The sequence below is a fragment of the Bradyrhizobium sp. F1.4.3 genome (assembly GCF_040548375.1).
GTDB lineage: Bacteria > Pseudomonadota > Alphaproteobacteria > Rhizobiales > Xanthobacteraceae > Bradyrhizobium.
In genome coordinates, this window is record NZ_JBEPRN010000021.1 from 34,144 (window position 1) to 60,028 (window position 25,885).

At 64.8% G+C, this 25,885-nt stretch carries 21 protein-coding genes; 14 read left to right on the plus strand and 7 right to left on the minus strand.

Annotated elements, in window-relative coordinates; translation table 11 throughout:
- Nucleotide 1 precedes the first annotated feature (1 nt).
- Nucleotides 2–415, minus strand: coding sequence for a Zn-ribbon domain-containing OB-fold protein (locus ABIB73_RS33160; RefSeq protein ID WP_354231091.1), 414 nt, complete (start codon nt 413–415; stop codon nt 2–4).
- A gap of 178 nt (nt 416–593) precedes the next feature.
- Here ABIB73_RS33160 and ABIB73_RS33165 point away from each other — a divergent pair, with 178 nt between their 5' ends.
- From ABIB73_RS33165 to alkB, 4 genes are all read left to right on the plus strand, one after another.
- Nucleotides 594–1,943: an amidase gene (locus ABIB73_RS33165; protein WP_354231093.1), complete on the plus strand. Its 1,350-nt coding sequence runs from the start codon at nt 594–596 to the stop codon at nt 1,941–1,943.
- Nucleotides 1,936–2,622, plus strand: a complete 687-nt coding sequence (locus ABIB73_RS33170) for a DUF2848 domain-containing protein (RefSeq protein WP_354231095.1) — start codon at nt 1,936–1,938, stop codon at nt 2,620–2,622. Before ABIB73_RS33165 ends, ABIB73_RS33170 begins: the two co-directional genes overlap by 8 nt.
- 168 nt (nt 2,623–2,790) lie before the next feature.
- Nucleotides 2,791–3,540 carry a 2OG-Fe(II) oxygenase gene (locus tag ABIB73_RS33175; protein WP_354231097.1) on the plus strand — a complete coding sequence of 250 codons (750 nt, stop codon included), beginning with the start codon at nt 2,791–2,793 and terminating at the stop codon, nt 3,538–3,540.
- Nucleotides 3,541–3,547: 7 nt separating this feature from the next.
- Entirely contained in the window at nt 3,548–4,201 is a 654-nt protein-coding gene (alkB, locus tag ABIB73_RS33180; RefSeq protein ID WP_354231099.1) for a DNA oxidative demethylase AlkB, read from the plus strand.
- Nucleotides 4,202–4,322: 121 nt separating this feature from the next.
- Here the strand turns inward: alkB and ABIB73_RS33185 are convergent, their stop codons facing one another.
- From ABIB73_RS33185 to hpaH, 6 genes are all read right to left on the minus strand, one after another.
- A complete protein-coding gene (locus ABIB73_RS33185; RefSeq protein WP_354231101.1) occupies nt 4,323–5,948 on the minus strand; it encodes a thiamine pyrophosphate-dependent enzyme in 1,626 nt (541 codons plus the stop codon).
- Nucleotides 5,949–5,973: 25 nt separating this feature from the next.
- Nucleotides 5,974–6,843, minus strand: a complete 870-nt coding sequence (locus tag ABIB73_RS33190) for a fumarylacetoacetate hydrolase family protein (RefSeq protein WP_354231103.1) — start codon at nt 6,841–6,843, stop codon at nt 5,974–5,976.
- 92 nt (nt 6,844–6,935) lie between these two features.
- On the minus strand, nt 6,936–7,919 hold the full coding sequence (hpaD, locus tag ABIB73_RS33195; RefSeq protein ID WP_354231105.1) for a 3,4-dihydroxyphenylacetate 2,3-dioxygenase: 984 nt from the start codon (nt 7,917–7,919) through the stop codon (nt 6,936–6,938).
- A gap of 68 nt (nt 7,920–7,987) precedes the next feature.
- Entirely contained in the window at nt 7,988–9,526 is a 1,539-nt protein-coding gene (gene hpaE / locus ABIB73_RS33200) for a 5-carboxymethyl-2-hydroxymuconate semialdehyde dehydrogenase (RefSeq protein WP_354231107.1), read from the minus strand.
- Nucleotides 9,519–9,917 carry a 5-carboxymethyl-2-hydroxymuconate Delta-isomerase gene (locus tag ABIB73_RS33205; protein ID WP_354231109.1) on the minus strand — a complete coding sequence of 133 codons (399 nt, stop codon included), beginning with the start codon at nt 9,915–9,917 and terminating at the stop codon, nt 9,519–9,521. The genes hpaE and ABIB73_RS33205 overlap by 8 nt, the downstream gene beginning before the upstream one ends.
- A gap of 30 nt (nt 9,918–9,947) precedes the next feature.
- The gene (hpaH, locus tag ABIB73_RS33210; protein WP_354231111.1) at nt 9,948–10,754 is read right to left on the minus strand and encodes a 2-oxo-hept-4-ene-1,7-dioate hydratase; all 807 of its coding nucleotides are present in this window, start codon (nt 10,752–10,754) and stop codon (nt 9,948–9,950) included.
- 114 nt (nt 10,755–10,868) lie between these two features.
- Between hpaH and hpaR the strand changes: the two genes are divergently transcribed.
- The 10 genes from hpaR to ABIB73_RS33260 all read left to right on the plus strand — a co-directional run bounded on the left by hpaR (nt 10,869) and on the right by ABIB73_RS33260 (nt 25,836).
- A complete protein-coding gene (gene hpaR, locus ABIB73_RS33215) occupies nt 10,869–11,384 on the plus strand; it encodes a homoprotocatechuate degradation operon regulator HpaR (RefSeq protein WP_354231113.1) in 516 nt (171 codons plus the stop codon).
- A 294-nt stretch (nt 11,385–11,678) separates the two neighbouring features.
- A complete protein-coding gene (locus tag ABIB73_RS33220) occupies nt 11,679–12,824 on the plus strand; it encodes an ABC transporter substrate-binding protein (protein WP_354231115.1) in 1,146 nt (381 codons plus the stop codon).
- A gap of 84 nt (nt 12,825–12,908) precedes the next feature.
- A complete protein-coding gene (locus ABIB73_RS33225; protein WP_354231117.1) occupies nt 12,909–13,781 on the plus strand; it encodes a branched-chain amino acid ABC transporter permease in 873 nt (290 codons plus the stop codon).
- Nucleotides 13,778–15,556, plus strand: a complete 1,779-nt coding sequence (locus tag ABIB73_RS33230; RefSeq protein ID WP_354231119.1) for a branched-chain amino acid ABC transporter ATP-binding protein/permease — start codon at nt 13,778–13,780, stop codon at nt 15,554–15,556. Before ABIB73_RS33225 ends, ABIB73_RS33230 begins: the two co-directional genes overlap by 4 nt.
- Nucleotides 15,556–16,284 (plus strand): ABC transporter ATP-binding protein, encoded by a 729-nt coding sequence (locus tag ABIB73_RS33235; protein ID WP_354231121.1) that lies wholly within the window; start codon nt 15,556–15,558, stop codon nt 16,282–16,284. The genes ABIB73_RS33230 and ABIB73_RS33235 overlap by 1 nt, the downstream gene beginning before the upstream one ends.
- Nucleotides 16,285–16,534: 250 nt before the next feature.
- Nucleotides 16,535–17,311 carry an HpcH/HpaI aldolase family protein gene (locus ABIB73_RS33240; protein ID WP_354231123.1) on the plus strand — a complete coding sequence of 259 codons (777 nt, stop codon included), beginning with the start codon at nt 16,535–16,537 and terminating at the stop codon, nt 17,309–17,311.
- 150 nt (nt 17,312–17,461) lie between these two features.
- Entirely contained in the window at nt 17,462–18,985 is a 1,524-nt protein-coding gene (locus tag ABIB73_RS33245) for a UxaA family hydrolase (protein WP_354231124.1), read from the plus strand.
- A 168-nt stretch (nt 18,986–19,153) separates the two neighbouring features.
- Nucleotides 19,154–22,423, plus strand: coding sequence for a transglutaminase family protein (locus ABIB73_RS33250; RefSeq protein ID WP_354231126.1), 3,270 nt, complete (start codon nt 19,154–19,156; stop codon nt 22,421–22,423).
- 27 nt (nt 22,424–22,450) lie between these two features.
- On the plus strand, nt 22,451–24,961 hold the full coding sequence (locus ABIB73_RS33255; protein WP_354231128.1) for a circularly permuted type 2 ATP-grasp protein: 2,511 nt from the start codon (nt 22,451–22,453) through the stop codon (nt 24,959–24,961).
- A complete protein-coding gene (locus ABIB73_RS33260; protein ID WP_354231129.1) occupies nt 24,958–25,836 on the plus strand; it encodes a transglutaminase family protein in 879 nt (292 codons plus the stop codon). Before ABIB73_RS33255 ends, ABIB73_RS33260 begins: the two co-directional genes overlap by 4 nt.
- Nucleotides 25,837–25,885 lie beyond the last annotated feature (49 nt).

Consider the following 25,885-nt stretch of genomic DNA (forward strand, 5'->3'; position numbering starts at 1 on the left):
CCTATCCCTTCGCCGGACGGAACACGGGGAGGGTGATCTTGTCGTCGAGTGTCTCGAAGGCGACCTCAAGCTTCATATCGAGTTCGAGCGCTTCCGGCGTCTGCGGACAATCGATGATGTTGCTCATCATCCGCGGCCCCTCGGCGAGCTCGACCACGGCGATCGCATAAGGCGGCGTGAAGCCGGGCGCGGCGGGACGGTGGTTGATCACGTAGCTGTAGAGGAAACCCTTGCCGCTCGCTCTGAACGTGCTGACCTTGCGCGAGGCGCAGGACGGGCAGAACGGGCGCGGCGGGAAGTAGACATGCGCGCAGGCGTCGCAACGTTGCAGGCGCAATTCGCCGGCCTTGGTGCCATCCCAGAAATGCTGGGTCTCCGGCGTCGGTTTCGGTCGCGCGCGCTGCGGTTCGGCCATGTCGGCTGGTCCTCCCAGAGAACAGGCTTTGCGCCTGCCCGTTTCGATCTTGATGCGACAATTGACTACGGCGCGTCAACGGTCCAGCAGGGAGCATGCATGCCATCATGCGCACAATGCTTGTGTCGAACTGAGGCAGCGCTATAGATTGCGCGCGACAATATTCCGTGAGACAGACATGCCCGATTTTCCGACACTGGCGAAGCTTGCCGAAGACCTCGAAAGCGGCCGCACCACCTCCCGCAGGCTGGTCGAGGCGTGCATCGCCAGGATCGCCGATCCGGCCGGCGAAGGCCAGCGCACCTTCATCCACGTTGACAAGGACGCCGCGCTCGCAGCCGCGGATGCGATGGACGGCCTGCGCAAGGTCAAGGCGGCGCCGTCGCGCTATGCCGGTATCCCGGTCTCGATCAAGGATCTCTTCGACATCAGGGGGCAGGTGACCCGCGCCGGCTCCCGCGCGCTCGATGATTCCCCGCCGGCCGAGCAGGATGCGCCAACCGTGGCGCGGCTGCGTAAGGCCGGCTTTGTCGTGATCGGGCGGACCAACATGACCGAGTTCGCCTATTCCGGCATCGGCATCAATCCGCACTATGGCACGCCGAAAGGCGCCTGGAACCGCGGCGCGGGCCATGTGCCCGGCGGCTCGTCGTCCGGCGCCGCGGTGTCGGTGATCGACGGCATGGCGCACGGCGCGCTCGGCACCGACACCGGTGGCTCCTGCCGGATTCCGGCCGCCTTCAACGGCATCGTCGGCTACAAGCCGACGCAGCGTCGCGTGCCGCTCGACGGCGCGGTGCCGCTGTCGTTCTCGCTCGACAGCATCGGGCCGCTGGCGCGATCGGTCAGTTGCTGTGCCATACTTGACGCGGTGTTGGCGAACGATCCGATCGTTGCGCTAAAGCCGCGCTCCGTAAAGGGCATGCGGTTGGCGGTACCGACCACGATCGCGCTCGACGATCTCGACACGGCAGTGGCCGAGACCTTCGAGCGCGCGCTGAAAGCGCTTTCCGATCACGGCGCGATCATCGAGCGCATCGAGATGGCCGAATTTCACGACATCGGGCCGATGAACGCCAAGGGCGGCTTTGCCGCCTCCGAAAGCTTCGCCTGGCACCGCTATCTCATCACCGCCAAGGGCGACGTCTACGACCCCCGCGTCTCCGTCCGCATCATGCGCGGTGAAGCGCAGAGCGCGGCCGACTACATCGATCTCCTCAACGAGCGCCGCTCGCTGATCGCCCGCGTCAATGCGCGCCTCGCGCCCTATGACGCGCTGGTGCTGCCGACCACCGCCAACACGCCGCCGAAAATTTCCGATCTCGCCGACGACAAGGCGTTCACCACTGAAAATCTTCGCGCGCTGCGCAATTGCACCCTGATCAACATGATCGACGGTTGCGCCATCTCGCTGCCTGCACATCGTGAGGGCGACGTCCCGGTCGGCCTGATGCTGGCGGGTAGCGGCGGATCGGACCGTCGTATCTTTGATCTTGCTGCCGGCATGGAGGCCGTGATTCGTGTTTGACCTGACTTTCACCGTCGACGCCCAGGACACCACAACGCCGCTGACGCTGGCGATCGAGCAGGCCGTCATCGCCGGCTGGACCGGCCGCGACCCCGTCGCGCGCGACAAGCACATCGCCGAGCTCGAGGCCGTCGGCATCGCCCGGCCGACCTCGACGCCGATCTACTACCGCGCCTCGGCGCGGCGGCTGACCATGGAAGACCGCATCGAATGCTGCGGGGGAGATTCCAGCGGCGAGGTCGAGTTCGTGCTGATCGGCTGGCAGGGCCGCATCTTCGTCGGCTGCGGCTCGGACCATACCGACCGCAAGGTGGAGGCCTACAGCGTCACCGTCTCCAAGCAGATGTGCGACAAGCCGATCGCCTCGGTGTTGTGGGAACTTGAGGATGTGATCGGCCATTGGGACAAGATGATCCTGCGCTCCTACGCCTGGATCAAGGGCGAGCGCGTGCTCTACCAGGAGGGCACGCTGGACGCGATGCTGCCGGTCGCCGACCTGATCGCGCGCGGCTTCCCGGACAAGAAGCTGCCCGACGGCTGCGCCATGTTCGGCGGTACCTTCGCCGCCAAGGGCGGCATCCGCCCCGCCGACCGCTTCGAGTTCGAGCTGGAAGACCCCGTGCTGAAGCGGACGATCAGGCATGGGTATGACGTGGTGACGCTGCCGGTGCTGGGCTAGGTTCCCACACGGAAATCGGGTGGTTGTTGCTGTCGAGATTTGCGACACATTCTCCGTCATTCCGGGGCGCGCCCACTTTGGCGCGCCATACTCGCGATCATGGTTATGGATTCCGGGCTCGCGACTTCGTCGCGCCCCGGAATGACGGATGTGGACAGGATGGTCGCTATGGCAATCGCGAAACGCGTTCCCGTTGCTGTCGATGATGCGGCAGATATCTCCGCCCGCGTCGATGGACTCCCTTGGGCCGAAATCACCGGCGAACTCGACTCCCAAGGCAGCGCGGTCCTGAAAGACCTGCTCACCCCCGGCGAATGCCGCGCCATCACCGCCCTCTATCCCGACGACGCAAACTTCCGCAGCCGCATCGTCATGGGCCGCCACGGTTTTGGCCGCGGCGAGTACAAATATTTCTCCTATCCGCTGCCCGACCTGATCGCGCAGTTGCGGCCGGCGCTCTACGCGCATTTGCACGGCGTCGCCAATCGCTGGAACGAGTCGATGGGGATCGACATCCGCTATCCGGCCGCGCATGCGGCGTTCCTCAAGCGCTGCCACGAGGCGGGCCAGACGCGGCCGACGCCGCTGCTGCTGCAATATGAGGCCGGCGACTTCAATTGCCTGCATCAGGACCTCTACGGCCAGCACGTGTTCCCGCTCCAGGTCGCGATCCTGCTGTCGGAACCGGGACGCGATTTCACCGGTGGCGAGTTCGTGCTGACCGAGCAGCGCCCGCGCATGCAGTCCCGCGCCGAGGTCGTGCCGCTCGCGCAGGGCGATGCGGTCGCCTTCGCCGTGCATCATCGCCCGGTGCAGGGGACACGCGGCACCTACCGCGTTAACCTGCGCCATGGCGTCAGCCGGATTCGGACGGGGCAACGCCACACGGTCGGTGTGATCTTTCATGATGCCAAATGAGTGACGATTGACGGCTGATTTGTTCGACAACGTTGCCGAGGCGCAGCCGTCGCGCGAGGACATCGCAGACGGTGCCGTGCTGCTGCGTGGCTTCGTCAAGCCGATCGAGACCGAGCTGATCGCCGCGGTGCGTGCCATCGTGGCGCAGTCGCCGTTCCGTTGCATGACCACGCCCGGCGGCTATCAGATGTCGGTCGCGATGACGAATTGCGGCGAGCGCGGCTGGATCACCGATCACACCGGTTATCGCTACGATCCGATCGATCCGCGATCCGGCGCGCCATGGCCGGCGATGCCGCTCGTGTTTAGCGATCTGGCCCGCCGCGCGGCGGAGCAGGGCGGCTTCGTTGGCTTCGCGCCCGACGCGTGCCTGGTCAATCGCTACGAGCCCGGCACGCGGCTGTCACTGCATCAGGACAAGGACGAGCTGGATTTTTCCGCGCCAATCGTCTCGGTCTCGCTCGGGCTGCCCGCAACCTTCCTGTTCGGAGGCATGGCCCGCAGCGACAAGCCGCGCCGCTTTCGTCTGGTGCATGGCGACGTCGTGGTGTGGGGCGGACCGTCCCGGCTCGCCTATCACGGCGTGGCGCCGCTCGCCGACGGCGAGCACGTGCTGCTCGGCCGTCAACGCATCAATCTGACTTTCCGCAGGACGCGCTGACCTATCCCCTCATCCTGAGGAGCGTGCTCTTCGCGCGCGTCTCGAAGGATAGAGGCCGAGCCGTAGCAGCGGGGCCTTCATGGTTCGAGACGGCGCTCGCGCGCCTCCTCACCATGAGGATTTAAGGCTTCGGCGGGTGAATGAACGCCCACGGGCTCACTTCGGAATCCCGTGTCACCTCGACCGAAATCAGATACGGCCCGCCGTGTGCAAGCGCCTTCTCCATCGCCGCCTTGAATTGATCCGGCGCGGTGACGCGCGCGGCTGCAACGCCAAAGGACTCCGCGAGTTTGACGAAGTCCGGATTGACCAGATCCGACGCCACCACGCGCCCGTCAAAGCGTTCGCGCTGGTCGCGGCGGACATTGCCATAGGCGTTGTTGTTGAACACCAGCGTCACCACGCCGATGTTGAATTGCACGGCGGTCGCAAGCTCCTGCACGCCGAACATGAAGCCGCCGTCGCCGGTGATCGCCACCACAGCCTTGTCGGGATTGGCGACCTTGGCACCGAGCGCGGTCGGAAAACCCGAGCCGAGCGTGCCCTGATAGCCCGAAGTGATGAAGGTGCGCGGCTCGTAGATCGGGAAGCCGTACCAGGAGGCGAAGCCGAACTGAGACAATTCATCGGTGACGATCGCGTTCGCCGGCAGCACCTCGCGCAGGATGTTGAGATAGGCCATCTGCGGCTGGATGCGCTGGATCTCCGCTTGCGCTGATACGGTGGCTTCGCGGATCGCGGCGCGACGGCCGGCGGGCTTGCTGTAGCCGGCCTTGCTGACCGCAGTGGCGAGATCGGCGGTCGCGGCCTTGGCGTCAGCAATGATAGCGGTGTCCGAGATGAAGCGCCGCATCTCGACGGGATCGATATCGATGCGGATGCTCTTCAGCCCATCAGGGCGGAACGGCCAGCGCGACATGGTCGGCAGCTCGAGCCGTGAGCCGATCCCGATCATGAGATCCGTCTTCGGCCACAGCTTGTAGGCGGCGGCCATGGTCAGCCCGAGCTCATGCGCATTGGAGACGATGCCGCGGCCGCTGCGAAAGGCAACCACGGGCGCGTCGATCATCTCGGCGAGTTCGAGGATCTCCTCGCGCGCCTCGATCGCGCCGCTGCCGACGAAGATCATCGGCGCCTTGCTGTTCCTGATGAGCGCGGCCGCCTGCTTGATCAGATCAGGGTCGGGCAGCGGTGCAGGCAACGGTTCCAGCACCTGTGCGACTGCCGTGTCCGCACGCTGGGTGAAGATGTCCCAGGGCATCTCGACCGAGGCAGGGCCGCGCCGTCCCGAAATCATTTCCTGAAAGGCGCGGGCTACGGTGGTCGGCGCATTGCCGGGAGTTTCGATCCGGTCCGCCCATTTCACATATGTACGCAGCGTTGCGAGCTGGTCCGGCATCTCGTGCAGATGGCCGCGGCCCTTGCCCAGAAACTGTGTCGGCACCTGGCCTGTCACGCACAGCACCGGCTCGTTGCAGCCGAACGCGGTGAGCAGCGCCGCGCTGGCGTTGAGCACGCCGGGGCCGGGCACCACGCTGAACACGCCGGGCCTGCCGCTGGAGCGCGCATAGCCGAACGCCATGTAGCCGCAGGCCTGCTCGTGTCGCGCGCCGATCACCTTGAGCTGGGCCTGGTGGAAGGCGTCGAACAGGCCGTAGACCTGCGCGCCGGGCAGGCCGAACACGGTGTCGACGCCATGGGCGACAAGGCCGCTTACGATCGCTTCGCCGCCGGTGAGGGTGGTCATTGTACTATTCCACTTTGATTGTTGGTCAGGCTTCGTCGACGACGCCGTTGCGTAAGGAGCCGATGCCTTCGGCCTCGACCTCGATGACATCGCCGGGCTTCAGGTAGCGCGGCGGATCGAACCGCGCACCTGCGCCGGTCGGCGTGCCCGTGACGATGATGTCACCGGGGACAAGCGTGGCGAAGGTCGAGATGTAGCTGATGAGATAGCGGAACGGAAACATCAGCCGGCTGGTGCGGTCGTCCTGGCGCAATTCGCCATTGACGTGCGTGGTGAGACGAATGTCCGCGATCTGCGATTCTTGCGTATACGGCACGAGCCACGGCCCGAGGCTGCCGCTGGAGTCAAAATTCTTGCCCTGCGTGACGTTGAACTTGGCGTGGCGCAGCCAGTCGCGCACCGAGCCTTCGTTGCAGAGCGTGAGCGCCGCGATGTGATCGAGCGCCGTGCTTTCCGGAATGTGCCGGCCGGCCTTGCCGATCACCAGCACGATCTCGCCTTCATAGTCGAGCTGCGCCGACGCACGCGGCCGCACCAGCGGCGTGTCGTGGCCGACGAAGGAACGCGGGCTCCGCATGAACATGCTCGGATATTTCGGCGCGTCCTGGCCGTCCTTGTACTCGGCATTGCGGTCAGGATAGTTGACGCCGATGCAGATGATTTTTTCCGGCGCCGGCACCGGCGGCAGCCAAATGATGTCGGTGATCGCGCGATCCGGCGGGCGGCCGGCAGCTTCCTCGGCAAGGCTCGCGAGCTTGCCGGCCGCGATCACTTCGCGCAGCGTGGGATAGTCCTTGGCATGGCGCGCGGAGAGGTCAACGATGCCGCCGTCCACGACGGCGCCGTAACGGGTTGCACCCTTGACGGAATAGGTTGCGAGGCGAGGGAGCGTCATTGGCAGCTCATCTTCTGTTGTCGTTCCGGCCTAGTGCGCAATTGCGCACGGGGGCCGGGACGACGGACTGCGAAGTTTGACATCGACCGGCATCAATCCGCCACCAGCACGTCGGCCACGAACTTTGGTTCGCGCACGGCTTGCCCCGCGAACGGCGAGCCCTGCTCGAACCAGGAGCGCGGGGCCGGTGCGCCCCACAGCGTCTGGCGGCGCGGATCCCGCAGCGACCAGCGCAGCGGCTCGTGGTCGTGATCCCCAGTGAAATAGTCGCTGGTGTAGAGCTCGAGACGATGGCCGTCGGGATCGCGGACGTAGAGGAAGAACGCATTCGAGATGCCGTGGCGTCCGGGGCCGCGTTCGATGTTCTTGACGAAGCCAGCGGAGGCCATCACGTCGCAGAGATGGATGATGTTCATCGCCGTCGGCGTCCAGTACGCGAAGTGGTGCAGCCGCGGACCCTTGCCGTTGGTGATGGCGAAGTCGTGGACGTTGCCCTTGCGATGCATCCAGGCGGCAGCGATGCGCCCGTTCGGTCCGTCCTCCTCGGCGTATTCGGTGAGGCGGAAGCCGAGCCGGGCGTAGAACTCCACAGTGTCCTGCACTTCGGCGGCAAAGACATTGAAATGGTCGAGCCGCTGCGGGTGGCAACCCTTGTAGAGGTCGAAGCGGCGCAACAGATGCGGCCGCCGGTCCATCGATGCATATAGCTCGATCTGGAAGCCGAAGGGATCGGTGAATTGCAGCGTGCGGCCCTGGAACGGCTGATCGACGAAGGCATAAGAGAGGCCGTTCTCGGAGAGGAACGCAGCGGCCTTGTCGAGATCCTTGTCGTTGCCGACCTTGAAGCCGAGCCGGTTGCAGGCGGGCACCGCTGCCTTGCGCAGCACCAGCGAGTGATGCTGATGCTCCTCGGCGGCGCGCAAGTAAACGACCTTGTCGTCAGCATCCTCGGCATGCAGGCCGACAATGGTCTCGTAGAACTCGCGGCTAAGCTTCAAATCGGTCACGTCGAGTACGACATGGCTCGAGCGGATGATGTTGAAGGGCGGCTCGAAGATATGTTGCGGTACGGGCATTGCGTTTCCCCTCTCGGCGCGTCATTCCGGGCTCGCGACGTCCTCGCGCGCCCGGAACGACCGTTTCCTCAGATCCCCAGTTTCTGAATCTTGTGCGTGCCTCGCGCCAGCGAGACGTGTTTGGTTTCCATGTAGAAGTCGAACGAGTAGTCGCCGCCGTCGCGACCGATGCCTGAGGCCTTCATGCCGCCGAACGGCGTCGGCAGATGACGGACGTTTTCCGAGTTGAGCCAGATCATGCCGGCTTCGAGCGCGTCGGCGACGCGCAACGCGCGGCCCACATCGTTGGTCCAGACATAGCCGGTGAGGCCATAGCGGATGTCGTTGGCGATTTCGATGGCGTCAGTCTCGTCCTTGAAGGGCAGCACGGTGAGGAAGGGGCCGAACACCTCCTCCTGCGCGACGCGCATCTTGCCGTTGGCGCCGGTGACCAGCGTCGGCTCGACATAGTGACCACCGCCCGGACCGTCATAGGCCTTGCCGCCCACCGCGATCACCGCGCCGTCCTGGCGCGCGACATCGAAATAGGAGCAGACTTTTGCCAGATGCCGCTCGTGGATCAGCGGTCCGATTTCGGTCGCGGGATCGAGGGGATGGCCGACCTTCAGCGCCTTCACACGCGCGGTCAGCTTCTCGATGAATTTCTCCGCGATGCTCGCCTGGATCAGCAGACGGCTGGACGACGTGCAGCGCTCGCCATTGAGCGAGTAGATCATGAACACGACGGCGTCGAGCGCGCGGTTGAGATCGGCGTCGTCGAACACGATCACCGGATTCTTGCCGCCGAGCTCGAAATGCACGCGCTTCAGCGTCGGCGCGCCCTGTGTCATGATCGCAGAGCCTGTCGCGCTCTCGCCGACGAAGCCGATCGCTTTGATCGCAGGGTGCTCGGTCAAAGCCTTGCCGGCCTCTTCGCCAAAACCGTGCACGGTGTTGAGCACGCCGTCGGGAACGCCGGCTTCCTTGACAAGCTTCGCCAGAATGGCGGCCGTCACGGGCGACCATTCGGCCGGCTTGTGCACGACGGTACAGCCGGCGGCCAGCGCAGGCGCGATCTTCCAGGTCGAGAGCATGAACGGCGTATTCCACGGCGTGATCACACCGACGGGGCCGATCGGCACGCGCGTCGAGATATTCCAGTGCTCATCGCTCGGTGTGTTCTGGCCGTCGCGCGCCTCCGCAGATTTGTCGGCGAAGAAGCGGAAGTTTTCGGCGGCGCGGATCGCGGCCTTTGCCATGAAGCGATAGGCCTGGCCAGTGTCAATGCATTCGAGCAGGGCGATATCTTCGGCATTGTCCTCGATGGCATCAGCCACCCGATGCAGCAGCTTCTTCCGGATCGCGGGGCCCATGTCGCGCCAGGACTTGAAGGCCAGCGCAGAGGCGGTCGCGGCGGCGTCGATATCCTCGGCATTGCCGCGGGCGACGCTTGCGAGCGCCGTACCATCGACCGGCGACTTCGTTTCAAAGGTGTCGCCGGTGATCGAGGCGACGATCTTGCCGTCGATCATGTGGCCGATGCCGTCGGCACGCAGCTTCTTCAGCAGCGGCGCGACGCGGTCGCGGTTGGCCTGGAACACATCGGCTTTCGGCGTAGGTTTATCCATGGGCGGCCTCCACTTTCACGGCGTCGTGGATGTTGTTGCGCTTCCAGCTCGTGTCCTTGTCGTTGATCTGCATGTCGAACGACAACGCGAATTTGCTGGCAGCGAAGACGGGATCGAGATGCCTGGAGAGCGCCAGGAAGACGTGCTCGCCTGCTTTCTTGCGGGTCGGAAGGTCGCGGCCTTCGCCGATGCGTAGCACCATGTCGAGAAAGCCATAGCCCTGCCGGGCGTCCGCGATCGCATAGTGCTCGCAGCGGATGGCGCGGACGCGGATGCCGCCGAGCGGGAAGATGCCGGTCTCGACCGCCGCCTTGCGCACGACCTCGCACACCGCGCCGATGTCGAGGTGGCCATCGAGATTGGCCGAATATTCGATCGTGAAATGCGGCATGGCGGTTTCACTCCCTGTGTTTTCTTGTTGTCAGGCGAAGTAGCAGCTCACCGAGCCGTAGGCGCCATAATCGGCCTGAATTGTGTCGCCCTTGCGGGTCTCGATCGGACGGATGAAGGAGCCGGCGAGCACCACCTGGCCGGGCTCCAGTGAGAGTCCCAGCGGGGCGATCTTGTTGGCGAGCCAGGCAACGGCGGTGGCGGGATGATTGAGCACGCCGGCAGCGAGCCCGGTTTCCTCGAGCTGACCGTTCTTGAAGCACAGCGCGCCGATCCAGCGCAGGTCGGCTTCCAGCGGGCGGATCGGCCGGCCGCCGAGCACGATGCCGGCATTCGCCGCGTTGTCTGCGATGGTGTCAAAGATCTTTCGCGTCGCCTTGGTCCTGGGATCGACGCGTTCGATCCGCGTATCCAGGATCTCCAGCGCCGGCACCACGAAGTCGGTGGCGTTGAGCACGTCGAACATCGTGCAGTTGGGACCTGAGAGGTGCTTGCTCATGATGAAGGCGAGTTCGGCCTCCACGCGTGTGGCGATGAAGCGCTCCGTCGGCACCAGCCCGCCATCGGCGAAGAACATGTCGTCGAGCAGCACGCCGGAATCCGGCTCGTCGATGTTGAGTGCGCTCTGCATCGCCTTCGAGGTCAGGCCAATCTTGTGACCCTTGACGATGCGCCCCTCGGCGATCTTGACGTCGACCCAGGTCTTCTGAATCGCGTAGGCATCGGCGATGGTGATGTCTGGAAAATCCTGCGAGAGCTGCCGGATCTGCGTGCGGGTCTTCTCCGCCTGGTGCAGACGGCTCGCGCAAGCTTGGATATCTTGGTGTGAGAGCGCCATGCGCAGTCTCTGAAATGTGGATGCCGGGAGATAATTAACATGTTAAGTGAATTCGTCAAACCCCATTCCGGCATGCTGCAGTGCAAACATTTTTGGGTTTGAGGACAGGGCGTCATGGCGAAGAGACCGACTGATCCGAACGCAAGCGCGCCTGCCGCCCGGCAGGTGCCGATGCGCGACTTCTCGCGCTCGCTCCCAATGTCGCTGTTGCGGGCGCGCGAGGCGGTGATGCGGCAGTTTCGTCCCGCGCTGCGCGAGCACGGCCTGACCGAGCAGCAATGGCGCATCCTGCGCGCGCTCGCTGCCATCGAAGCCGCCGAGGTTACGGAACTCGCGCGCACCGCGTTTCTTCTTGGACCGAGCTTGTCGCGCATCCTGCGTGACCTCGAGGCGCGCAATTTAATCGAGCGCAAGACCGCGAAAGCCGACCAGCGCCGCAGCATGGTCTCGATCTCGAAAGAGGGCGTGAAGCTGATGGCCTCAGTCGCGCCGTCCTCGGAAGCGATCTATGCGGAGATCACGCGGCGCTTTGGCGCACGCAAGCTCGTCGAGTTGCAGGAGATGCTCGGACAATTGGAGGTATGTCTCGCCTCCGTCGATGCGCGTGACGAGATCACGGATGATGCGTGACGGCAAATTTGCATGATGACTTGTCCGTCACGCATGACTGTCATCATTGCTTAGCGCTTGGGCAGCCCAGGCGAAGCGAAACGCGCGAAAAGCCCGGGAAAAATCGCTGAGAATAGATGGCCGTCGCGGGTGTTAGTCATCTTTGGGTGCGCGCTCTGCGCACTTAGTCGATGATCGCGCAATATCAATTTACTCGTATCGGGAGAATTCGTAAGTAGCATCCGGCTCTGTATTCAGCGATAGAGCCAAGACAAAGAAGGGCCGACAAGGATGCCCGGCCCCAGGGAGGAATGAATGAGACTGACGAGACGCGATTTTGCTGCCGGAATTGCTGCCGGTATTGCCGCGCCATACCTCATCAAGAGCGCAAATGCGCAAGGCGCCACCATCAAGATCGGCATGTGCGCGCCCGTCACGGGGCCCGCCGCTGAATCCGGCGGTTACGCCATCAAGGGCGCCAAGCTCGCGCTCGAAGCCGTCAACAAGGCTGGCGGCATTCTCGGAAAGCAGGGCGAATTGATCGTCGAGGACGATCAGACCACCAATCCCGGCATCGTGCTCGCCTTCTCCAAGCTTGCCTCTCAACCGGACATCGTCGGTTTCCTCGGCTCGATCCGTTCGACCCAGGTGCATGCGATGGCGCCCGACGTCATCAAGCTCGGCAAGCCCGTGATGATCGGCGGCACCGATCCGAACCTCACCCATATGGGCAATCAATGGCTGTTCCGCTGCCGTCCCAATGACAGCTATTCTGGCCGCGTCATCGCCGAATACGGCGTCAGCACGCTGGGCAAGAAGAAGTGGGCCGTGCTGCACTCCACCGATGCGTTCGGCACCGCAGGCGGCAAGGCGCTGACGGAAGCGCTGACCAAGGCCGGCGCACCGCCGGTGCTGGATCAGGGCTACGCCAACCAGAGCCAGGATTTCACGCCGGTCGTGCTCGCGATCAAGCAGTCTGGCGCCGATATCCTCGGCTCCTACTTCACCTTCGAGAACGATCTCGGCATCTTTGCCCGCCAGTTGCGCCAGCTCGGCGTCAACATTCCCTGGGTCGGCTCACCCTCGATCGTCAACATCACCGCGCTGAAGCTTGCAGGTCCCGCGCTCTACAATACGTATGGCGTCGCCGACTACGCGGAGAATTCCAGCGAAGGTTCGAAGGCATTCGGCAAGATCTACCGCGATGCGGTCAAGGTCGCGCCCGACAACCAGAGCTCCTGGACCTTCGACGCCATCAATGTGCTGTCGGCGGCGATCAACAAGGCCGGCTCCACCGATCCGGGCAAGATTCGCGAAGCCATCCTCGCGATCAAGAAGTTCCCTGGTGCCGAAGGCGAATATAATTTCGACCAGAACGGCGACGGACTTCACGGCTACAACATCGTGAAGAACGAGAAGGGTAACATCGTCTTCGACAAGCACATCGAGTTCAACGACTGACGTTGACGCGACCTTCCCGATGACGATCGGGGAGGTCGCTGCGTCTTTCGGCGAACGCATCCGACCTCCAACAGAACGCTTGTGATGGATCTCGCCCTACAATTGCTCTTTACCGGCATCGGCATCGGCGCCGTCTACGCGCTCGTTGCGCTCGGCTTCGTGCTGATCTTCCGTGCAACCAATGTCGTGAATTTTGCCCAGGGCGAATTCTCCATGGTCGCGGCCTATCTGATGGTCGTCGCGGTCGAAGCCGGTCTGCCCTATTGGGCGGCCTTCATCGTCGCGCTCCTCGGCATGGCGCTGCTCGGTGTCGTCTTCAATCTCGGCGTCTATTATCCGCTGCGCCACCGCACCTATCTGCCGGTGATCATCGCCACGATCGGCGCCTCGATCCTGCTCGCCAATTCGGTGCTCGCGATCTACGGTCCGCAGCCGCAGGTGCTGGAAGGCTGGTTCGAAACGCCCGGCATCCAGGTCGGCCCTGTCTATCTCGACAGCCAGTATCTCCTGATCATCGGCGTCACCATCTGCCTCGTGATCTTCAATTTCTGGTTCTTCGAGAAGACGCTGCTCGGCAAGAAGCTGCAGGCGACCTCGCAGGACAAGGAGATGGCCTCGCTGCTCGGCATTTCCGTCTCGACGATGATCATGATCACCTTCATCTATTCGGCGGTGCTCGGCGGCCTTGCCGGCATCCTGGTCGCGCCGGTGCTGTTCGTCTCGATCCAGATGGGCTCGACTATCGCGCTGAAGGCGTTCGCGGCAACCATTATCGGCGGCTTCGGTGATGTCGCTGGCGCCATTATCGGCGGGCTCGCGCTCGGCGTGATCGAGACTTTTGGCGCAGCCTATATCTCGGTGCCCTACAAGGACGGCTTCGCCTTCCTGGTTCTGATCGCCTTCCTGATATTCCGGCCGCAAGGTATCTTCGGCGAACGCGTGGCGGAGAAGGCATGAGCGCACCCAGCGACAACATGCCGATTCCGGCGCCCGCCATCCACTCGAAGCCGCTGCTCGTCCGGCACCTGCCGTACTTCATCGGCGCGGCGATCCTAGTCGCGCTCGCGGCCAACATGCGCTTCGACGGATATGTTCACAACATCCTGCTCCAGGCCACGACGTTCGCGATCGCGGTGTTCGGGCTCTCCGTCGTGCTCGGCTTGTGCGGCCAGATCAATTTGGCGCAAGCCGCGTTCTTCGGCCTCGGCGCCTACGCGGTGGGGATCGGCACCACGGATTTGCAGGTGAGCTTCTGGCTCTGCCTCGTCGGTGGTTGCGTGATCTCGCTGCTGGCCGGCGCCTTCCTGGGCATGTCGACCTTGCGGCTCGGCGGCCACTACCTTGCGATGGTCACGATCTCATTCCAGCAAATCGTCACGCTGGTGATGATCAACGCGATCTGGCTGACCCACGGGCCCGACGGGGTCTCCAACATCAAGCGTCCCGACCTGTTCCAGACATCGCAAAGCTATCTCGCGTTCTGTGTCGCGATGCTGGCGATCGTCGGCTATCTGGTCTGGCATCTCTCCGACACCAAGCTCGGCCGCGCCATGCGCGCGGTGCGCGACAACGAGCTTGCTGCGGGCGTCAACGGCATCGACGTCTTCCGCACCAAGATCTACGCGTTCGCGCTGTGCGCTCTTCTCGGCGGGCTCGCAGGCGGCCTGTTCGCCGGTGGCTTCGCCTATGTCAGCCCCGATCAGTTCTCCTTCGCGGAATCGATCGTGTTCCTGACCATGTCGCTGCTCGGCGGCGTGGCCTCGCCGATCGGCTCGACGATCGGCACGGGTCTTCTGATCCTGATCCCGGAATGGCTACGCTTCCTCAAGAGCGTGCCGGGGCTTTATCTGGCGATCTACGGCCTGTTCGTGATCCTGATCATCCGTTTCATGCCGGACGGAATCTGGGGCTTTGTCGCGGACGCGTTCACGCGCTGGCGCGCCAAGACCAAGGCGCCGCCGGTCGCGGGCGCCTTGCACTTGAAGCCGGCGACGATCGGCGGCGACACGGTGCTGGAAGTCACGGGTCTCTCGAAGTATTTCGGTGGCCTCAAGGCCGTCGACGGCGTCGATATCGCGGTGAAGCGCGGCGGCGTGCATGCGTTGATCGGGCCGAACGGTTCCGGCAAGACCACCACGCTCAACGTACTCTCGGGCCTGTACGTGGCGACGGCCGGCAAGATCGTGCTCGACGGCACGGACATCACCCACATGCCGCCGCATCAGCGCACGGCTGCGGGTCTCGGACGCACCTTCCAGAACATCCGCCTGTTCCGTTCGATGACGGCGCTGGAGAATGTCGAGATCGGCGCCGAGCGGCCCGGCAACACCATGGTCGGGAAGGGCGACGACGCCCTGACCGAGCGCGCGATGGAGGCGTTGACCTTCGTCGGCCTTGGCAGCCGCGCCAACCAGCTGATATCGAGCTTCTCCTACGGCCATCAGCGGCTGATCGAGATCGCGCGCGCGCTCGCCTCGAACCCGACGCTGCTGCTGCTCGACGAGCCCGCGGCCGGCCTCAACTCGACCGAGAAGCTGGAGCTGCACGAGTTGCTCAAGCGCATCGCTGCCCAAGGGCTGACCATCCTGATCATCGATCACGACATGACGCTGGTCTCGGAAGCGGCTCAGCACATCACTGTGCTCAACTTCGGACGCCGCATCGCGGACGGCGAATCCATGGCCGTGCTGCGTCATCCCGACGTCGTCTCCGCCTATCTCGGGAGCGAATGATGCCATTGCTCGAAATCCGCAATCTGGTGGTGCGTTACGGCGAGATCGAAGCGCTGCGCGGCATCACCTGCGCCGTGGAGCAGGGGCAGGTGGTGACGCTGCTCGGCGCCAACGGCGCCGGCAAGTCGACGACCTTGCGCGCCATCTCCGGACTCGCCAAGCCGACCTCCGGCGAGATCCTGTTCGACGGCACATCGATCGCAGGACTTGGCCCGGAAGCGATCGTCCGCATGGGCATCTCGCACGTGCCGGAAGGCCGCCGCGTCTTTCCGGGGCTGACGGTGAAGGAGAACATCATGCTCGGCGCGTCCAATCGCCGGGCCGCGACCTCGGAGATTTCGCGCGAGGCGGATGCGATGTTCGACCTGTTCCCGGACATCCGGAAGTTCACCAACGCGCTGGGCTGGACGCTGTCCGGTGGCCAATTGCAGATGGTCGCGGTCGCACGCGGGCTGATGGCCAGGCCGCGGCTGCTGTTGTTGGACGAGCCGTCGCTCGGCCTTGCGCCCGTGATCGTGCAGGCCGTGTTCAAAATCATTTCCGAGATACGGCGCAACACGACGGTCCTGCTTGTCGAGCAGAACGCGCGCATGGGCCTGTCGGTGGCCGATTACGGCTACGTGCTGGAGACCGGCCGTATCGTGCTCGGCGGCAAGCCCGACGAGCTCTGGGGCAACGAGGCGATCCGCGCCGCCTATCTCGGCGGCCACGCCAAGGTGAGTGCGTAACCGGAGGGTTCCGTCATAGGGATGCTAATTCCGGGCGCAAAGCCCGGGTCGAACGCATTGAAGGCATCCCCTTGCCGGATGACACCCGGGCGGCGATAGTGGACGCCGCCCGCGAAGCCACCATCTATGGGGCGACCGCATAGGTCTTGCGTCATTGCAAGCGTAGCGCGGCGACGCGGTTCGCGGTAACAGCGAGGGTGCGGCGCTCGGCGTGGTGACGACGGTCCAAACAACAAAGAAGGAAGGCAACGTGGCGAACAAGGTCAAGGAAATCTGGAAGTCGGGCAAGGCCGTGGTCAACGCGTGGCTGGCGATTCCCTCCGGCTTCTCGGCCGAGATGATCGCGCAATGCGGTTTCGACAGCGTCACCGTCGACATGCAGCATGGCGTGCAGGACTATCTGTCGATGGTGCAGTGCTTCCAGGCCATGGACAAGCATCCGGTTACGCCGATGGTGCGCGTGCCCTGGAACGAGCCCGGCATTATCGGCAAGGTGCTCGACGGCGGCGCCTATGGCGTGATCTGCCCGATGGTCAACACGCCGCAGGAAGCCAAGAACCTGGTTTCCTATTCCAAATATCCGCCGAAGGGCGTGCGCTCCAACGGTCCGATCCGCGCCGGCATGTACGGCACCGCGGGTTCCTACCAAAAGACGGCGAATGACGACATCGTCCTGCTGCCGATGATGGAGACCCGGACCGCGGTCGAGAACATGGAAGCGATCTTCGATGTCGAGGGCATCGACGGCGTCTATATCGGCCCGTCCGATCTCGGCTTCTCCTACGGCCTCGAGCCCAAGCTCGACCGTACCGAGCCCGAGATCCTCGCAATTTACGACAAGATCATCAAGGAATGCAGCAAGCGCGGTCTCAACCCGGGCATCCATTGCAGCGGCGCCGAAGGTGCGGCGCGCGCCATCAACATGGGCTTCAAGCTGGTGACTCTGTCGAACGAGGTCGGGCTGATGTCGACCTACGCCAAGATGCAGGTCAACGCGACCCGGAAGGATTCCGCCGGCAAGGCTTGAACTCGTGTCCCGGACGCGATGCGGCGCGTAGCGCCGCTTCGCAGAGCCGGGACCCAGTTGCCAAAGTCAAGTGTGCGCCCCGGATCAGCAGCGCACCGCTTCGCGCTGCGCAGCATCCGGGGCACGATAGTTTCGATACAGGAGACATCCATGACCATCAGCCCCGTCATCCGCCTCCATCCCGATGATGGCGTGCTGATCGCGCGCGCCAGCCTGCCGCCGGGAACGGCGGTGGCCGACGGCGTGACCACGGTCGAGCGCATTCCCTCCGGCCACAAGGTCGCGATCAAGCCGATCGCGGTGGGCGAGCCGATCAAGCGCTACGGCCAGATCATCGGCTTTGCGACCACGCCGATTGCGCCGGGCCAGCACGTGCACACGCAGAACTGCGGCATGGGCGATTTCGCCAAAGACTACGCCTATTGCGCCGACGTCAAGCCGACGCCGAACTTCGACCTGCCGGCGACCTTCGAAGGCATCCGTCGTCCGGACGGCCGCGTCGCCACGCGCAACTATATCGGCATTCTCACCTCGGTGAATTGCAGCGCGCATGTCGCTGGTCTCGTCGCCGACGTCTTCAAGAAGAATCCCTTCACCGGCGACAATCCGCTGGCCGATTTTCCGAATGTCGACGGCGTGGTCGCGCTGACCCACAAGACCGGCTGCGGCATGACGCAGAACGAGCCGCTCGCCTTGCTCCGCCGTACGCTCGGTGGATATGCGCGGCATGTCAATTTCTCCCACGTCATCGTGCTCGGCCTCGGCTGCGAGGTGAACCAGATCGGCGGCCTGATGGAGGAGCAGAAGCTCGCCGGCCGTCTGCGCGCGATGGACATCCAGGAGGTCGGCGGCACTCGCAAGACGGTGGAAGCGGGCATTGCCTTCGTGCGTGAAGCTCTCGCTGACGCCAACAAGGTCAAGCGCGAGAGCGTCGCTGTGAGCGAATTGACCGTGGCGCTGCAATGCGGAGGCTCCGACGGCTATTCCGGTGTGTCCGCCAACCCCGCGCTTGGCGCGGCCAGCGACCTCATTGTGCGTCATGGCGGCACCGTGATCCTGTCGGAAACGCCGGAGACCTACGGCGCCGAGCATCTGCTCACGCGCCGCGCGGTGAGCCGCGAGGTCGGCGAGAAGCTGGTCGATCTCATGCGCTGGTGGGACGAATACACCGAGCGCGAAGGCGCCGAGATGAACGCCAATCCGAGCCCCGGCAACAAGGCCGGCGGCCTCACCACCATTCTCGAAAAATCGCTCGGCGCGATGGCCAAGGCCGGCACCACCAATCTCGTCGACGTGCTGCGCTATGCCGAGCCGGTGACCAAGAAGGGTTTTGTGTTCATGGACACGCCCGGCTACGATCCCGTCGCCGCCACCGGTCAGGTCGCCGGCGGCGCCAATCTGGTCTGCTTCACCACCGGCCGCGGCAGCGTGTTCGGCTGCAAGCCCGCGCCGTCGATCAAGCTCGCGACCAACACGCCCATGTACAAGCGCATGGAGGACGACATGGACGTCAATTGCGGCACCATCCTCGAAGGCGAGGAGAGCGTCCAGCAATGCGGCCAGCGCATCTTCGATCTCATCCTGAAGACCGCCTCCGGCCAGCCGACCAAGAGCGAAAGTTTCGATTTTGGCGGCGCCGAGTTCGCGCCCTGGGTGCTAGGGGCGACGATGTGATAGGGGGCGAATAGCGAATAGGGAGTAGCGAATAGAGCGATCCTTTGGCAGTTCGCCATTCGCTACTCACCATTCGCCCGTGCCGTAGGCACCCTTTGCCCGTTGTTAGTGCTTGATCGTTATGACGTCAGGTGTTCTGCTCAAAAAAGCTGCTGGAGCACCGCATCAGTGTCGATCTACGTCGCATTACACCACGTCACGCACTACAAATACGACCGTCCGATCGATCTTGGTCCGCAGACCATCCGCCTGCGGCCGGCGCCACACACGCGTACGCCGATCCTGAGCTATTCGCTCAAGGTCACGCCCTCAAATCATTTCGTGAACTGGCAGCAGGATCCGCAAGGAAACTGGCTGGCGCGCTACGTCTTTGCTGAGAAGACCACCGAGCTGAAGATCGAGGTCGATTTCACGGCGCAGATGACCGTGGTCAATCCGTTCGACTTCTTCGTCGAGCCCTATGCCGACAGCTTTCCGTTCGAGTATCCGCAGGATCTGAAGACGGAGCTCGCGCCCTATCTCGAGACCATCAAGCCCGATCGCCTGTTCGCGAAATATCTCGATACGATCCCGCACGAAGCCCCGAACACCGTCAACTTCCTGGTCGATCTGAACAGGGAGCTCCAGGAGAGGATTCGCTACGTCATCCGCATGGAACCGGGCGTGCAGACGCCGGAGGAGACGCTCTCCTCTCAGGCGGGCTCGTGTCGCGACTCCGCCTGGCTTCTGATCCAGACCTTCCGCCATCTTGGCTTGGCTGCCCGTTTCGTCTCCGGCTATCTGATCCAGATCCGACCCGATATCGATCCGATCGAGGGACCGCCTGAAGTCGAGAACGATTTCACCGATCTGCACGCCTGGGCCGAGGTTTATCTGCCGGGCGCCGGCTGGATCGGTTTCGACGCGACATCCGGAATGCTCGCGGGCGAGGGGCACATCCCGGTTGCTGCCACGCCGCATTATCGCTCGGCGGCCCCAATCTCCGGCGGCGCCGGCTTTGCCGAGGTCGAGTTCGCTTTCGACATGAGCGTCAAGCGCATCCGCGAGGCGCCGCGCATCACCAAACCGTTCTCGGATGAAGCCTGGACGCGGCTCAACGATCTCGGCGAGCAGGTCGACGGCGATCTTGCGGCGCAGGACGTGCGGCTCACCATGGGCGGCGAACCGACCTTCGTCTCCGTCGATGATCTGGAAGCGGCGGAATGGAATACGGAAGCCGTTGGTCCCACCAAGCGCGCGCTCGCCGACGATCTGATCCGCCGCCTGCGCTCGCGTTTCGGGCCGGGTGGCCTGCTGCATTTCGGCCAGGGCAAATGGTATCCCGGCGAGAGCCTGCCGCGTTGGGCGTTTGGCCTGTACTGGCGCAAGGACGGCGTGCCGATCTGGAAGAATGCCGACCTCATTGCCAGCATTGAAAATCCTCGGCGCGCCGAGGCCAAGGACGCCAAACCGTTCGTGGAAGGCGCGGCGTTGCGGCTCGGGCTTGATCCCGGCTACATCATGCCGGCCTACGAGGACACCGCGCTTTGGCTTCAGAAGGAAGCCGAGCTTCCCTTCAACGTCGATCCGTCCGACTCCAAATTGTCCGATCCGGAGGCCCGTGCGCGCATAGCGCGGGTGTTCGAGCAGGGCCTCGACACCCCTCGCGGCTTTGTGCTGCCGGTGCAGCGCTGGAACGCGCCACCGCGCTGGCGCAGCGAGCGATGGACCCTCCGGCGCAATCATCTGTTTCTGACGCCGGGCGATTCACCGCTCGGTCTGCGCCTGCCGCTCGACTCGCTCGGCTACGTCCCGCCAAATCAGTATCCCTACATCGTCGAGCGGGATCCGATGGAGGCCCGCGGCAAGCTGCCGGTGTTCAGCCTCCCTGCGCGTCCGGAATCGCCGGAGCGGGTCGCACCCGAGCAGCTCAATACGTCCGTCCCGGTCCGCACCGCGATGTCGGTCGAAGTCCGCGACGGCGTGCTCTGCGCCTTCATGCCGCCGGTCGAGCAGATCGAGGATTATCTTGAGCTGGTCGCAGCACTTGAAGCGACCGCCGAGGAGATGCAGCTCCAGGTTCATGTCGAGGGTTATCCGCCGCCGTTCGATCCGCGCGTCGACGTCATCAAGGTGACGCCTGACCCCGGCGTGATCGAGGTCAACGTCCAGCCGGCAAGGAATTGGCGCGAGGCGGTCGACATCACCGTCGGGCTCTATGAGGACGCCGGCAAGATACGCCTCGGCGCCAACCGCTTCCTGGTCGACGGCCGCCACACCGGCACTGGCGGCGGCAATCACGTCGTGGTCGGCGGCTCGAGCCCGGAGGACTCGCCGTTCCTGCGCCGGCCCGATCTGTTGAAGAGCCTGGTGCTGTACTGGCAGCGCCATCCGTCGCTCTCCTATTTCTTCTCGGGTCTCTTCATCGGCCCTACCAGCCAGGCGCCACGCATCGACGAGGCCCGCCACGACAGCATCTACGAGCTCGAGATCGCGCTCTCGCACGTGCCGCCCCCGGGTTACCAGGCGCCGCTATGGCTGGTCGACCGGCTCTTCCGGCATTTGCTTGTCGACATCACCGGCAACACCCATCGCGCCGAGATCTGCATCGACAAACTCTATTCGCCGGACGGTCCCACGGGGCGACTTGGCCTCGTTGAATTCCGCGCGCTCGAAATGCCGCCGGATCCGCGCATGTCGCTGGCGCAGCAGCTCCTGATCCGCGCGCTGATTGCAAAGTTCTGGCGCGAGCCGCAAGCCGGCAAATTCGTGCGCTGGGGCACGGCGCTGCATGACCGCTACATGCTGCCGCATTTCATCTGGGAAGACTTTCTGGATGTGCTCTCCGAGCTGAAGCAGTCCGGCTATCCGTTCGAGCCGGAATGGTATCTGGCGCAGCTCGAATTCCGCTTCCCCGCCTTCGGCCGCGTCCACCATGGCGGTGTGACGCTTGAGCTGCGCCAGGCGCTGGAGCCCTGGCACGTGTTGGGCGAGGAGGGCTCGGCCGGCGGCACCGTGCGCTATGTCGACAGCTCCGTCGAGCGGCTCCAGGTCAAGGCGGAGGGGTTTGTCGAAGGCCGCCACATCGTGACCTGCAATGGCCGCCGCCTGCCGATGACCTCGACCGGTCGCTCGGGCGAGGCCGTGGCGGGCGTCCGTTTCAAGGCTTGGCAGCCAGCTTCCGGCCTGCACCCGACCATTCCGGTCCACGCGCCCTTGACCTTTGACCTCATCGACACCTGGAACGGCCGCTCGCTCGGCGGCTTCGTCTACCACGTCGCCCATCCCGGCGGGCGCAGCTACGACACCAAGCCCGTCAACACCTATGAAGCCGAGGCGCGGCGGCTGGCGCGCTTCCAGGACCACGGCCATACGCCGGGTCCGATGCAGCCGCCGCCCGAGGAACGCACAAATGAGTTTCCGCTGACCCTCGACTTGCGGACCCCGCTCCTGCAATGAGTATGAGGGTGGGGCAGGGAGAGGCGCATGGGCGAGGGCGCAGCCGAAGAGGACGACAAGGGTAGGGCATCCGGCCAGCGCCGCCTCGCGCAATGGGTCCGCGACTATAGCCGCCTGCCCGGCATCCCCGACGAGTTTCTCGGCCCGGACGGCAAGCCCCGCGCGGTCTGGAGCAGCTTCTTCGATGCCTTCGGCGCGCTCGCGCCCGACGAGATCGAGCGGCGCTTTGGCATGGCCGACCGCCACCTGCGCGAGGCCGGCGTTACCTACCGCGCGCCCGGCGACAGCGCCGATCGGCCGTGGTCGCTCAGCCATCTGCCGCTGCTGATCGACGAGGCCGACTGGAAGCAGCTGTCCGCCGGCATCACGCAGCGCGCCGAACTGCTCGAGCTCGTGTTGCGCGACATCTATGGCGAGGGCCGCCTCGTCGCCGAGGGCGCGTTGCCGGCGGCCGCGATTGCCGGCAGTCCTGAATATCTCCGTCCGGTCTGCGGCGTGTCGCCGCCGGGTGGGCGCTATCTTTCGCTCTATGCCGCCGATGTCGGGCGCGGCCCTGACGGCCGCTGGTGGGTGCTCGGCGATCGCACGCAGGCGCCGTCGGGCGCGGGCTACGCGCTGGAGAACCGCCTGGTGCTCTCGCGCGCCTTCTCCGATCTCTACAAGTCGATGAACGTCCCGCGCGTCGCGCCGTTCTTCGAGGCGTTCCGCGACAGCCTTCGCGCGCGCGCCGATCGCGACGAGCCGCGGATCGGCGTGCTCTCGCCGGGCAGTTTCAGCGAAACCTATTTCGAGCACGCGACGCTGGCGCGCTATCTCGGCTTCCTGCTGGTCGAGGGCGACGATCTCGCCGTCAGCGACAACCGTATCCACATCCGTACAGTTGCGGGGTTGAAGCGGCTCGACGTGCTGCTCCGCCGCGTTGATTCCAATTCGCTCGACCCGCTCGAGCTCGACGCCTCCTCGCGCTTGGGTGTGCCCGGCCTGATCGACGTGCTGCGCAAGGACGGTGTCGTCGTTGCCAACATGCCGGGCTCCGGTGTGCTGGAGGCGAGGGCGATGCTCGGCTTCCTGCCGGCCTTGAGCCGCCGCCTGCTCGGCGAAGAGCTGAAGATGCCGCACATCGCGACCTGGTGGTGCGGCCAGCGTTCGGCGCGCGACGAGGTGTTGTCGCGGCTCGACGAGGTCGCGATCGAAGGCGCCTACCAGCGCGGAGTTCCCGGCTTCGACAGCAATGGCCCGGTGCTCGCGAGCGAGCTCGACGCATCCGGACGCCGGCGCCTGACCGACGCCATCGCTGCGCGCGGCATGGACTATGTCGGCCAGGAGGTGGTGCGGCTCTCGACCATGCCGGTGTGGGAGCAGGGACAGATCACGCCGCGTCCCTTCGTGCTGCGCGTGTTCGCGGCCGCCACGTCCGACGGCTGGGCCATCATGCCCGGCGGCTTCTGCCGGATCGCCGAACAGGCGGATGCGCGCGCGGTGTCGATGGGCGACGGCGCACGCGCCGCCGACGTCTGGGTCGTCTCGGAGAAGAAGGTCTCGACCGCGTCGTTGCTGCCGGCGACCGACAAGGTGCGCATCCGCCGCATCGCGGGCGTGCTGCCGAGCCGCGCCGCCGACAATCTGTTCTGGCTCGGCCGCTATCTCGAGCGCGCCGAAGCAACCCTGCGGCTGGTCCGCGCGCTTGGCTCGCCGAGCGGGCCCAACAAGGGCACCTCCGCCTCGCTGCAATCCGCCGAACGGATCCAGCGCCTGCTGGTGGCCTGGGGCGCGATCTCGCAAGCCTCGCGTGCTACGCCCGGGCGCATCACCGCCGAAGCGCTGCAGAGCGCGGAGCGTTTCGGCTCGGCACTGTCGCTGGTCCGCGCGGCCCAGCGCACGGCGACCTCCTTGCGCGAGCGGCTCTCGCCCGATGCCTGGCAGGTCATCATCGAGATGGCCGAGCGGCTGGCCTACGAGGTCGAGGGCGACGACAGTGTGCTGAGTGCTGCCGAGCTGACCTTGCAGGAGCTCGCGAGCTTCGCAGGCCTTGCGCAGGAGAACATGAACCGCGCCGCCGGCTGGCGCTTCCTCGATATTGGCCGACGCACCGAGCGCGCCATCAACACCGCGCGTTTCGCGCGCCAGTTCGCCTATGACGAGGCCGGCGACGAGGATCTCGACATCCTGCTGACGCTGGTGGATTCCCAGATCACCTATCGCTCGCGCTATTTGCTGGCGCCAATCCTGGCGCCGGTGCGCGACCTCGCCGTGCTCGACAGCTACAATCCGCGTTCGGTGGCATTTCAGGTGACGACACTGAACGAGCACATCGCGGCGCTCCCGAGCCTGAAGGAGCACGGCCTGATCGAGCAGCCGCAGCGGCTCGCGGTCGCGGTGCAGGCGATGCTGGCGACCGCCGAGGCCGAGAAGCTCGAAGTCAAGAATTTGTTCGCGCTGGAGCAGGATTTGCTCAGGCTCGCCGAGGCGATCGGGCTGCATTACTTCCCGCACGGTCCCAATGCCAGCCGGCCTGAAAAGCTGACGGGGCTGGCGTGATCTTCGACATCCGGCACGTCACCACCTATGAATACGAGAGCGCGGTCAGCTTCGCCCGCTGCACGCTGCGGCTGGAGCCGCGGAGCGGAGGCGGCCAGGAGTTGATCTCGCACAGCGTCGAGATCCGTCCGCGCCCGGCCGAGCGCAATGTCCGGCGCGACTTTTTCGGCACGCTGACCGAGAGCGTCGTGATCGAAGCCGCGCATCGCAATTTGCGGATCGACTCCCGCTCGCGCGTCTCCGTCTCGCGCCGGCCGCCGGCGCGCGATGCCTTGAGCCCGTCGTGGGAGAGCGTCCGCGACATCGCGTTCGAGGCAACCAGCCTCGGACCGTCCTCGCCCGTGGGCTATGTCTTTGCGAGCCCGCTGGTGCCGGTGCTGCGTCCCGTCAGCGCCTATGCGGCGGAGAGCTTCGCGCCTGACACGGGCATCCTCGCCGGCGCAGTCGATCTGATGCACCGCATCCGCACCGGGTTTCGCTACGACCCCAAGGCAACGGTGATCTCGACGCCGCTCAACGAGGTCTTCGACAAGCGCCACGGCGTCTGCCAGGATTTTGCCCATGTCATGATCGCAGGGCTTCGCGGGCTCGGCCTGCCGGCGGCCTATGTCAGCGGCTATTTGCGTACCATCCCGCCGGCGGGAAAGCCGCGTTTGCAGGGCGCCGACGCCACCCACGCCTGGGTGTCGCTGTGGTGCGGGGCGGAGCTCGGCTGGATCGACTTCGATCCGACCAACGATCTCCTGGTTGCCAACGACCACATCGTGCTCGCAGTCGGTCGTGACTTCTCCGATGTCTCCCCGGTGGACGGCATCATCGTCGGCTCACCGAAGCAGAAGCTCGGCGTGGCCGTGGACGTGCTGCTGGTGGAATGACCGTAGTTTCACCGCCTCGCACCGTGAAGAAATGCGTCTGAGTGCGGGA

Bases quoted from the DNA above. Each gene is read 5' to 3' on its own strand.
- ABIB73_RS33160 (WP_354231091.1), bottom strand. From the start codon at position 415: ATGGCCGAACCGCAGCGCGCGCGACCGAAACCGACGCCGGAGACCCAG.
- ABIB73_RS33165 (WP_354231093.1), top strand. From the start codon at position 594: ATGCCCGATTTTCCGACACTGGCGAAGCTTGCCGAAGACCTCGAAAGC.
- ABIB73_RS33175 (WP_354231097.1), top strand. From the start codon at position 2,791: ATGGCAATCGCGAAACGCGTTCCCGTTGCTGTCGATGATGCGGCAGAT.
- ABIB73_RS33185 (WP_354231101.1), bottom strand. From the start codon at position 5,948: ATGACCACCCTCACCGGCGGCGAAGCGATCGTAAGCGGCCTTGTCGCC.
- ABIB73_RS33190 (WP_354231103.1), bottom strand. From the start codon at position 6,843: ATGACGCTCCCTCGCCTCGCAACCTATTCCGTCAAGGGTGCAACCCGT.
- hpaD (WP_354231105.1), bottom strand. From the start codon at position 7,919: ATGCCCGTACCGCAACATATCTTCGAGCCGCCCTTCAACATCATCCGC.
- hpaE (WP_354231107.1), bottom strand. From the start codon at position 9,526: ATGGATAAACCTACGCCGAAAGCCGATGTGTTCCAGGCCAACCGCGAC.
- ABIB73_RS33205 (WP_354231109.1), bottom strand. From the start codon at position 9,917: ATGCCGCATTTCACGATCGAATATTCGGCCAATCTCGATGGCCACCTC.
- hpaH (WP_354231111.1), bottom strand. From the start codon at position 10,754: ATGGCGCTCTCACACCAAGATATCCAAGCTTGCGCGAGCCGTCTGCAC.
- hpaR (WP_354231113.1), top strand. From the start codon at position 10,869: ATGGCGAAGAGACCGACTGATCCGAACGCAAGCGCGCCTGCCGCCCGG.
- ABIB73_RS33220 (WP_354231115.1), top strand. From the start codon at position 11,679: ATGAGACTGACGAGACGCGATTTTGCTGCCGGAATTGCTGCCGGTATT.
- ABIB73_RS33225 (WP_354231117.1), top strand. From the start codon at position 12,909: ATGGATCTCGCCCTACAATTGCTCTTTACCGGCATCGGCATCGGCGCC.
- ABIB73_RS33230 (WP_354231119.1), top strand. From the start codon at position 13,778: ATGAGCGCACCCAGCGACAACATGCCGATTCCGGCGCCCGCCATCCAC.
- ABIB73_RS33235 (WP_354231121.1), top strand. From the start codon at position 15,556: ATGCCATTGCTCGAAATCCGCAATCTGGTGGTGCGTTACGGCGAGATC.
- ABIB73_RS33245 (WP_354231124.1), top strand. From the start codon at position 17,462: ATGACCATCAGCCCCGTCATCCGCCTCCATCCCGATGATGGCGTGCTG.
- ABIB73_RS33255 (WP_354231128.1), top strand. From the start codon at position 22,451: ATGGGCGAGGGCGCAGCCGAAGAGGACGACAAGGGTAGGGCATCCGGC.